This window comes from Thiomonas sp. FB-6 (assembly GCF_000377645.1).
Lineage (GTDB): Bacteria > Pseudomonadota > Gammaproteobacteria > Burkholderiales > Burkholderiaceae_C > Thiomonas_A.
In genome coordinates, this window is record NZ_KB898528.1 from 1 (window position 1) to 9,657 (window position 9,657).

Below are 9,657 nucleotides of genomic sequence, written 5' to 3' on the forward strand. Positions count from 1 at the left end.
GAACCAGTGCTGCACGAAATACATGCGCAGCATGCGCTCAAGCCCGATCGGCGGCCGCCCACCTTTGCCCTTGGGATAGTGCGGCTCGATCACCTCGCACAACTGCGCCCACGGCACGATCTCGTCCATCGTCTGCAGGAACACGTCGCGCTTCGTCGGCTTACGGTATTGCTCAAATCCGGCGGCTTGATCGGCGGCCATGGCAAGGGTCTGTTGCTTCATCTACCTTCAACGCACGAGCCCCCTCGGCGGTGGACCTTCTTCAGCGTTGCCCTAAGGCGTCGCCTTCTAGGGGGGTGGAAGGCTACTGAACTCGCGCCACGCGGCGACAACCGCTTGCACATCGTCGAGCGTTCTAAGGAGCTCCGACCCACGCGCTTCCTCGAGAAGCTTGCGCACCTCATCTGCCGTCATGGCTTTGACGACCTCAGCCGCGCCTGGGCTCTCCTGGTCGCAGTACGGCTGCTCGTTCATCGCCGCGTTCTCACTCGAAGGGATTCCGCGGTAGCGAGAGGGGTGCCAGGAGGTAGGGGAACGGGTCGAAGCTCCCCCTGGTCATGGAGCGCCTTGGCCGCGGCGAGCATGCGTCCCAAGCTAGCCTGCTTCATTGCGAGCAGGTCGGGTGCACTGTTCTTGCTGTTTGGCCTGGTCATGTCGAACTCCTTGGTAGTGCAGTGTAGGCACACGAGACGGTGCAGGGAGGACCGCGCATCTCTGCACGCCTATTCCACTTCGTCCTTCATTGCCTCCTTCATTCGGCTCTGCGCCTCTAGGCTCGCGCGCGCTGTTTTCAGCAAGTCACCGTAGAGCTCATATGCAGACGAAGCGCGGCTAAGTGTCGCTAGCTTTGCTTTGCAGTGCTCTTCGAGTCGGAGGTCCTCATCGAATGGTTCACCAGGAATTCCACTTCGAACCCCAGACTGGGTCGCCGATGCTATGGATTGCTGAACCAACGCGACAGCTTTGCCTCCGATGAGGTCCGCCGCCTCAAGGATGTCATCCACAAAGGTTGAACTCTCATAGATGAGGGTGTTTTGGGCATTCTCTAGAACCGCTGCGACTAGGCGTACATGCTCCTCCGTTCCGCCAGACATCCAAGTGAGCAGTTGGTCGAGAAGCGACTGGTCATACGAACCCCAGAGGGTCGACACCGTTTGTCCGAAGGACCAGATGAACACGGGGTCAGTGCACGCAACTAGCGCCCACTCCAGCAAGTCCCTCACTAGCCGTGTTCCGCGCGACGTTGCGCGCAGACCGAGTCCCGGACTTCCTTGCGCGCGGCTGAAGTAGATGTGGTTCCAGCGTCTATCTTTCTCGCCTGTCTCAAGGCGAGCCTTCATGAGTTGCACTACGGCTTCTGGGTCGCGTTCGATGCTTCTCTTGAGGAACTCCACAACCCAGTACTCGTCCAAGCGTTCCAGGCGTCCAAGATTGCTGAGGAAGTCTCGGCGTCTCGTGTCGATATCTGATGGAGAAAGCTCTTTGGTGGAACTGAGCCACATAAGGACATCATGCGCAGCACGTTCGGACACATCGAACTGTATCGAGCACGCGAGCTCAAGAGCCAATGAGGGGTTCTGGCCGGCGACTTGCCTAACAAGGTGCGCCCCCATGACAAGCACGTCGGGCATCTTGGATTCGCAGATGTCGCGGAAGAGCGCCACCTCTTCGGCCTTGTATGGCCGAGTCGGCGTGTACCTCACATACGCCTCTGCGACCTGCAAAAGTGCTTGGTCAGAGGCTTGTGACCGAGCCAAGTAGCTCTGAAGCAAGTCAAATTCGTTCCTTGTGATGACGATGCTCAGTGCCTGTCCAACGTACGGGGTCAGTCGCTCGCTAAGACGCTTCTCAATTTCCTGCGTCAAGAGTTCTCTTGCCAACCCCGGTGTTGTCGCTAGCAGGTGGTTCATGAACATGAAGGGGGAGCCATAGCCGCTCCCCGCGATGGCGAGGATGTCCGTCAGACATGAATCAAGCTCCGCGAGCAACTTGACCGGTTCTGGGAACTGGGCGACTAGGTCGGCGCTCACTTGCTTGCGGTACTCTTCGGCGCCCTCTCGCTCGTGTGACGCGTTGAACTCCCACGTTTCACTGCCCCAACCATCGATGAGTACGCGGATGGTCCTGGTTCTAAGGTCGCGTTCGAGATGCTTCAAGATTTCGCGAGCTTCGTTGTGCGTCTCCGAGGCGGAGAAGAACGCGTGCCATGAAATGGATTTGGCAAGCTCCACCAGGACCACGGGGTGCACTTGAACCTCTTTCAGCAGGGTTCCTGCCTTGCGAAGGACGTCCAGATGCTCCTCCGTCCACGCGCCATCCGATTCATCCCGGTGCATGGGCGGCCGTAGCGCATGTGAGAGCGTCCGCGCCGCTAGGAATGCTCTCTTATGCGGCCCCAACTTGATAAAGCGCAGAAGTGTGCTCGCAATTTTTCGCCGGACTTCCCCAGCCTGCTTAAGTGAAAGCTTGTAGCGCCTGATGGTGTATGTGTTGTTCGCAAAGCTCGCCGATTGCATTTCTGTTTCAAGGGCTCCCTCGAGGATGGCGAAGGGCGTATAGGTGCCGGTTAGGGATGTGGGTTGTTCGAGGAGGCTGAGAGCGAAGTTGACGACTCCTTCAACGTACGCGATGGGCTTGTTCACCTGAAATTCGGCCAATTCCTTCAGCAGCCGGATGCCGTGTGCTGGGTGCTGATTCAGCGAGCGCTTGTCATTGCGCCCAGCGCGCCAAAGTAGAAGACAGGCCTCTGCAAGGTGGTCGAACGTGTAGGCGGCGGTGCGTACGGCGGAGCACACCTTGGCGCTGTCACCGTGTCCATCGTCGATGAGCTTCCTGGCGAAGGTGAGCGCGAAGCGAGGCTGGTAGTAGGCGACGGCCTCTACTGCTGCGACGTGTGGTTGGTTGTACTTGTCACCCCATTTCAAGAGAGGCTGAAGGCTGTCGAGGAGTTTGCTCTCGTCTGTCTTCCCATCCCTGAGTCGCCAGTCAAGGCGCCCGAGGTTAACGAACATGTTCCTTAGCTGCGCGGCAGTCGCTTGTTCGAAGAACTGAACGGCCCTTTCATTGATGGAGCCTTCAAGGCTGATGTAGTTCGACTTGAGGATTTCGTCAGCGAGAAGGTCTGGCGCGATTCGCCAGCGTAGGCCCCGCTTGAACAGTACGCCCGCTTCATTGAGCAGATGTAGCAGTCTGGTTGCGTCGACCTTGTCGACTCCTTCGAGGTCGCTCAGTGCCGCTAGCAGTGCAGGGTCATCTGGGAGGATTGGTTGAAGGAGTGCCACCACCCGCAATACTGCCTGCAGCCTTTCGGTGTCTTGGCCGGAAACGAGGCGACCTGTGATGACGTCTTGGAGTCGCGCCAAGACGTAGACGCGAAGGTCATCTTTGTTGTTCACAAGCGCAACTGGAATCTCGTGGCGCGCCAAAAGCTGAGCCGCGAGAACGGTCACAAGCGGTGTTGGGTAGGTTGCGCTCGCAATTCCCGCTGCTGCCTCGATGGGTGCGTTGCACTTCCGAAGGACCGAGGTCGCGAGCTCTAATGCTGATTCGGCAGTTGGTGGCTCAAGGTTGACGAGCTGCACCTCGGGTGGGAGTAGCGAAACGTTTGCAGCTTGGTGCCGAAGCGGCTCTAGTCCGTAGGGGCGGAGGGACAAGAGCAATCGGGTGTGGTGGTTAGGGTCAGCGGCGTACCGCAGGAGGATTCCCAAATCGTCGCGCTCATGGGCGTCGTCAACGACCAAGATGGTCTTGTCACCTCTCGAGCCACGTAGCGCGTCAAGGTGCTGGGCTTTTACGTCTTCCGTGGATGAGACGAGTAGAACAGAGAGGCGCTTGTCGGCGGCGACCAGGTCGACAACCTCCCGTAGGAGGCGGCTCTTACCTGTGCCGGCGCCGCCCAGCAGGCAAGTCAGTCTCACAGATTCGTCTTTGACGTGTCTCGCCAGCGCCTCGAGCTCCGCATGCCGTCCGACCAGCTCCCATGAGTGATTGAAGAGTCGCCCCTCGACTAGAAAAGGCTTGAAATATTCTTCAACGCTCTGAAGAGGGCCGGCCTCGGGTATGCCCAGCAGGTCAAATCGTTGCCCAATGAAGTACCTGTCTACCAGGTCTAGGCGGGCATTACGAGGTAGCTCGTGGAGCTTGCGCGTGATGTCCTCCCGGTCCCACAACTGCCAGTCGTTGTGGGCGGCGATAGCGTCGCGCGCCCTAGGGCTGGCCACGCAGGACAACAAGAGCACCTTGAGGTTCGCCTCAAAGGTTTGCTGGCCAACTGCTGCGTGCACCTTCTGTGCCCCGAATTCGTTGACGCGCTTGCATTGGAACGAATGAACGCCGAACGGGCCGCGTGCAACGATGTCGATTCCGTGTTGCTTGCTGCCTGCTCCGCCGTAGCGGTGGACATCGCCGTGTTGCGTTCGGTAGAGGCGGTCGAGCAGGGCTGTGCAGAAGCTTTCGAACGTTTCAGGCGATAGCGCCGATAGGGGAAGGGCGCGGTCGAACGATGTGGCAGCTGTCGCGACTGTCGGCTTCGCGGTCGGTGCCTGCGCGAACCCCGCCGCGGTCAGTAGCTCGTTTGGTTGCGCCTTGACCAATTTCTCCAGCGCGGGCATTTCGCTCATGCGAGGGCGGCCCAGGCCCCTTTCCCATCGACTGACGGACTGCTGCTTAATTCCCAGGGCGGCCGCAAGTTCCTGCTGCTTGGTGAAGCCGGCTTCTATGCGCCTTTGGGTTAGGAGTTCCCCAAAGGCCCTGTAGGGGGGGGTAGGTCGATTGTCGGTTTTCATGGCGTGCCTCTTGCGATACACAGTAAAAAGCGTACCATAAAAATATTCTTGATGCATTGGGAGGTGCCATGCGGCAGAAGCCACCCTCGAACAGGCCAAGGGCGGCGCCCCAACGCGCGGGCCCCGACGACGCCTACGGCGGATTCATGAGCGACCGAGAACGTCGCAACGCGCTGATTTCCCGCGATATCCGCATTTTTGGTTGCCGCCTGTCGGCGGCTATCGCTGTGGCCATCGTGGCCTTGCATGTCCCAACCGGTGATGCCGTCGGACTGGTCCTTCGGCTTCTTGGCCACGGTTAGGGGCTGCTGCTGAGCGCAGAGGTGTCGTGCGCGCCAGTTGAATTCGGCGGGCATGGCGCCCGCTTGTGGTCACACCAGCGCTCCTGGCGCTTCAAGGGGCCGTGCGGTTACCGTGTCTGTCACGGATTGCAGAAGTCCTCGAAGATGCGCTCGATTACTTGGTCAAGTTGGTCCTCGTCGAGGTCGCTGGCATCTGTATCGAGCCGTGTATTGCCGCCGTTTGCGTGCGCGACGTCAACGGTAACCTGAGCTTCCGGGTAGCGTTCGCTCAAGAATGCGCAAAGCTCATCACGCAGGTAGTCCTGCCATGCTTCTTCTGCCGCCTCAATGTCATCCCACTCGCCGATGTCGCCAGTGCTTGTATGTACGGTCACGCAGGTGACAGTGGGTTCGGTGTCATCTTCAAAGTCGGTTTTCATGCTCATCGTCTTGTGGTTGGTTGGGACGATGTGTAGAAAGGCGGTTTAGCCGGCGGCGTTTACGGGGTGGCGCGCTGTCGGCGCACCCATTCCAACAGTGGTGACTACACGATGCACACAGCATCTTTGGAGTCATCGACATGCACATCAAGCAGCGCCGTGGCCGCGCGCTCCTCTACCGCTCCGCCTGGGTTCCCAAGGGGGCAGATGGCAATTCGCACGGGTTCACGCGCCAGGTCTACGTTGGCAGCATTGCGCAGGACGCGACGGCGATTCCAGTGGAGCTGAGCGGGCGCCTGGTCGGGGACGAGCTCGACTTCATCGAAGCCCGAATCTGCCGGCCGGCTCGTGACCGCATCGCAGACCAGGCACGCGAGACCGAACGCCGTGAACGTGATGCGGTCTGGCGCATCGCCGAGGCGGAGCGCCTGGTCGATGAGGCAGTTGAGCGCAGTGCCGAACAGCCTGTAGCCGTTGCGGCGGTTACGCGTTTGCGCGAGAGGGTGGAGCGGTTGCGCGTCGCAGGCGACCAGGCGAAACAAAGGGCAGCTCCGACCACCGACCCGCTTGCGGATGCGGTCTCGGCAGTGCGGGCCGCAGCGCAGGCAGTGGCGGGCGGTCGCTACGGGAAGGCGCCGGCCGAGCGGGTGCGGAACACACGCACGTACCGCATGTGGGCGGAGCTGTTTGAACTGGTGCAGGGCGATAGTGAGGCGTCGCTTCTGCGTGCATTGCAGGCCAAAGGATTTGTGAAGAAGCGGGGCGGTTAGGCCGACCCTGCGGTGTGCACGTCGACCGGCCCCGACCAGAGCCGCACGGTCAACCAAATCACGCCGCCTCGCCCCCTTGCGGACCGTAGAAGAGGACCCACGTACCAAAATCCTCGCTGAAGTCGTAGAAGCGATGTTCTGCGCCCGCCGGGACGAACAGCACGTCGCCGGGATGAACGAGGCATTCGCGGCCCTGCACGACGAATCGGCCATTGCCAGTAGCTATGACGTAGAGCTCGTCCCGAGTATGGGGCTGTTGCCGGTCAACTTGGTCTGGCTTGTAGAACTCGACTTCGAGGCTGCCGTGTCGAAACAGCGTCGAGAATTCGCTTCCTTCCGCTCGCAACCGGTCTAGGGCTTGCGCTGGTGTCCAGTGGCTCATGTCGTCTCCCCTGAAGTATGGCTATCGTAAGAGCGCCTTATCCTCCTCGCCGAAGGGTACTTGTGTGGCAGGTCCCAGGATGCAGTGAGGCGGCGATGCGGGCCGGCTTCGGTACGTATTGAAGTTAGGAGGGTGAATGAGTACTTCCACACCTTGGCAGAAAGCGGCCGAAGCGCAAGGCACGACCGAATCTGAACAAGTGCTTGCGCGCCTTGCTCGGAAGGCTTTCTTGAGTCTGTGGAGTTACCCCAACGTCTACAGCGACGAGGGCCGCGCGCGCGGCAAGGGCGATGGCAAAGAGCTGGTCGACCTCATGGTCGTTTTTGGCAATGACGTCCTTCTCTTTTCTGACAAGAGCTGTTCCTTTCAGCTCGACGTAGATGTCAAGGTTGCGTGGCCGCGCTGGTACAAGCGAGCAATCGAGAAATCCGCCCGACAACTTGCTGGAGCCGAGGCATTCCTGAAGAGGTTTCCGGGAAGGGTGTTCGTCGACAAGTCGTGTCAGACCAAGCTTCCCGTAGCAATTCCAGATGCCAGTGTCGCGCGCTATTTCCTCATTGCGGTAACGCGCGGGGGACATGCGGCTGCTGCCCGGCATTTCGGAGGAGGAAGCAGCGGAAGCCCAATGCTCAACAGTAGCCTCGTAGGGCACGCCCACCATCACCATCCGTTCGAAGTCGGATTTCCGCTCGACGACAGACGTTTCGTGCATGTGCTTGACGAGGTCACTTTAGAAGCACTCTTAGACGAGCTAGACACGCTCCCCGACTTCGTGGACTACCTTGCCTGCAAAGAGCGATTCTTTGGAAGGAGCGGGCTGCTCATGCATATCCCCGGCGAGGAGGAACTGTTCGCTTGGTACATGCGCACACTTGAAGATGGCCAACATGCATTCCCTGACGTCCCCGCAGGGTTCGATGGAATTAGCTTTGCAGAGGGCGAATGGGACCACTACATCCAGAGTCCGCAGCGAGCTGCAAAGCGCAAGGCAGACGAGGGGAGCTACTTGTGGGACAGTCTCATCGAGTACCAGGCTTCATACGTGCGAGCTGGCACAGCAGTCGGACACTCCGGAGGCGAGGCCTCCGAAGTTGACCACGAACGTATCCTCCGAGCGCTCGCTTCCGAGTCTCGGCTAGCGAGGCGACAACTGGCGAAGCATCTGCGGCACGCGCTTTGGCAAGGGGAGCCTGGCAAGAAGTTCGCACGCATGTTTATCATCGGCGAAGCAAGGGCGCGGGCTTACGTGTTCCTGGTGGTGCCCAACTCTGCAGAGGAGGACTACCAGGCATACAGAAAGATGCGCTCAGCCACCTTGTTCGCGTACTGTGCAGGCCTCAAACTTAAGTATCCGCAGCTTGTGGAGGCGATTGGGATTGCGTCCGAGCCATGTACGGAGGTCTTCGCGTCGCAGGATTTCATGTACGTAGACCTGACTGAGGAGATGGATTCAGCGCAGGTAAAAAATCTGGAGGAAGCGATGCGCGAGCTGGATGTCCTTCAGACGCCTGACGAGAACCTTAGGTACGGGCGGTCACGAGAGTTTGAATTCCCGATTCCATTTGCGAGCCCTCGGGAAGTGAGACGCGACGGTCCTTCAGGGCCTCCAATGAATCGAGCTGAGCGACGCCGAATGGCCCGCGACAGGCGAAGGGCTGCAAAGAGGTCTGGCAAGGCTAAATGACGCACAGACCGCCGCCATTTCGGACAGGCCGATAGGTCGGTGTAGTCGTCGCTACACGAAATGCACGACTGTTCGTGCATTTCCCAGGACACCCATGACGACAGAACCCGATGACGAGGCACTAGGGATGCTGTCCAAAATCAGCTGAGCGCCGAGGCAACGGAACGATGAAAGCCACGAGATGATTCCCGTCAGTGATTTCGCACGGAGCGCCGGCCGCGATGGGCTCCGCAGCGGTCGTTTCGACCCTGCAGGAGGCCGTTTTCGCGAACGGCGGACGCACTCATCCCTGCGCCGCCATCAGATGTCGCCGTGCCATCCAGAGGTTGGACAGCGCGAACAGCGTGTGCAGCTGTGCGGTGTTCTTCGCCAGGCCGCGGTAGCGCACCTTGACGTGGCCGAACTGGCGCTTGATCACGCGGAACGGGTGTTCGACCTTGGCGCGGATGCGCGCCTTGACGTGTTCCATCTCCTCGGCGATGGCATCCTTCGGACTCGTCACGTCAAGCAGCCTGCGCAGCCCGGGGCGCAGCGCGACATGCCAGCGCGTGCGAATGTCCTGGGTGTCGTCTCGCTTCTCGACGCCCTGGTAGCCGGCATCGGCGAAGACATCTGCTTCCTCGCCATGTACCAGCGCGTGCGCCTGGGTGACGTCATTGACGTTGGCCGATGTGCCCACCACCGTGTGCACCAAGCCACTGTCGGCGTCGACGCCGATGTGGCACTTCATTCCGAAGTACCACTGGTTGCCCTTCTTGGTCTGGTGCATCTCTGGGTCGCGCGTGCCGGTGTTGTTCTTCGTCGAACTGGGAGCTGCGATCAGCGAGGCATCGACCGCCGTGCCTTCCTTGAGCATCAGCCCCTTGGCGGCCAACGTCGCGTTCACAGCTTCAAGCATCTTCGGCGCCAGGTCGTGCTGTTCCAACAGGTGCCGAAAGCGCAGGATGCTCACACGATCAGGCAGTCGCGCCATGCTGCCAAGACCAGCAAACTGGCGGTACAGCGGGACGTCGAACAAAGCCTCTTCCATCGCCATGTCCGACAGGCCAAACCACTGCTGCAGGAAGTGAATGCGCAGCATCATCTCGGCGCCGAACGGCGGCCGGCCTCGCTCCTTGCGCGGCGCGTGCGGCTCGATCAGCGCAAGCAACTGCGCCCACGGCACCACGCGATTCATCTCGTCGAGGAACTTGCCCTTGCGGGTCTTACGGCTGGTCAGGTCCAGCCCGAGGTCGGCTTGCTTCATGCCCTCATTGTCTTGTCGGACGCTGCCCGCCGCCAGGGTCGCAATGGCCATTTTTGAACACCATCCCTAG

Annotated in this window: 7 protein-coding genes and 1 pseudogene; 2 read left to right on the top strand and 6 right to left on the bottom strand. The window is 60.1% G+C overall.

Features of this window, described 5'->3' with window-relative positions; all coding sequences use genetic code 11:
• The 4 genes and pseudogenes from D466_RS0119570 to D466_RS0119585 form a co-directional block, all read right to left on the bottom strand.
• Positions 1-201: pseudogene (locus D466_RS0119570) on the bottom strand (IS5/IS1182 family transposase); the annotation flags it as partial.
• A 521-nt stretch (positions 202-722) separates the two neighbouring features.
• Positions 723-4,841, bottom strand: coding sequence for a helix-turn-helix domain-containing protein (locus tag D466_RS0119580; protein WP_369759466.1), 4,119 nt, complete (start codon positions 4,839-4,841; stop codon positions 723-725).
• Entirely contained in the window at positions 4,781-5,140 is a 360-nt protein-coding gene (locus tag D466_RS24330) for a hypothetical protein (protein WP_156004504.1), read from the bottom strand. The genes D466_RS0119580 and D466_RS24330 overlap by 61 nt, the downstream gene beginning before the upstream one ends.
• Positions 5,141-5,205: 65 nt before the next feature.
• A complete protein-coding gene (locus D466_RS0119585) occupies positions 5,206-5,505 on the bottom strand; it encodes a DinI-like family protein (RefSeq protein WP_018915374.1) in 300 nt (99 codons plus the stop codon).
• A 140-nt stretch (positions 5,506-5,645) separates the two neighbouring features.
• Between D466_RS0119585 and D466_RS0119590 the strand changes: the two genes are divergently transcribed.
• On the top strand, positions 5,646-6,275 hold the full coding sequence (locus D466_RS0119590; RefSeq protein WP_018915375.1) for a hypothetical protein: 630 nt from the start codon (positions 5,646-5,648) through the stop codon (positions 6,273-6,275).
• A gap of 58 nt (positions 6,276-6,333) precedes the next feature.
• Here the strand turns inward: D466_RS0119590 and D466_RS23680 are convergent, their stop codons facing one another.
• A complete protein-coding gene (locus D466_RS23680; RefSeq protein ID WP_081630067.1) occupies positions 6,334-6,657 on the bottom strand; it encodes a cupin domain-containing protein in 324 nt (107 codons plus the stop codon).
• A gap of 136 nt (positions 6,658-6,793) precedes the next feature.
• On the opposite strand from D466_RS23680, the gene D466_RS23685 reads away from it, so the two are divergent.
• Complete coding sequence (locus tag D466_RS23685; protein WP_081630068.1) at positions 6,794-8,341, top strand: hypothetical protein; 1,548 nt, start codon at positions 6,794-6,796, stop codon at positions 8,339-8,341.
• Positions 8,342-8,624: 283 nt separating this feature from the next.
• Here D466_RS23685 and D466_RS0119600 read toward each other — a convergent pair whose 3' ends face one another.
• Positions 8,625-9,587 carry an IS5 family transposase gene (locus D466_RS0119600; RefSeq protein ID WP_018913040.1) on the bottom strand — a complete coding sequence of 321 codons (963 nt, stop codon included), beginning with the start codon at positions 9,585-9,587 and terminating at the stop codon, positions 8,625-8,627.
• Positions 9,588-9,657: the final 70 nt, after the last annotated feature.

Coding starts and splice junctions, on each gene's coding strand:
- D466_RS0119580 (WP_369759466.1), bottom strand. CDS start 4,841: ATGCATCAAGAATATTTTTATGGTACGCTTTTTACTGTGTATCGCAAG.
- D466_RS24330 (WP_156004504.1), bottom strand. CDS start 5,140: ATGCCCGCCGAATTCAACTGGCGCGCACGACACCTCTGCGCTCAGCAG.
- D466_RS0119585 (WP_018915374.1), bottom strand. CDS start 5,505: ATGAAAACCGACTTTGAAGATGACACCGAACCCACTGTCACCTGCGTG.
- D466_RS0119590 (WP_018915375.1), top strand. CDS start 5,646: ATGCACATCAAGCAGCGCCGTGGCCGCGCGCTCCTCTACCGCTCCGCC.
- D466_RS23680 (WP_081630067.1), bottom strand. CDS start 6,657: ATGAGCCACTGGACACCAGCGCAAGCCCTAGACCGGTTGCGAGCGGAA.
- D466_RS23685 (WP_081630068.1), top strand. CDS start 6,794: ATGAGTACTTCCACACCTTGGCAGAAAGCGGCCGAAGCGCAAGGCACG.
- D466_RS0119600 (WP_018913040.1), bottom strand. CDS start 9,587: ATGAAGCAAGCCGACCTCGGGCTGGACCTGACCAGCCGTAAGACCCGC.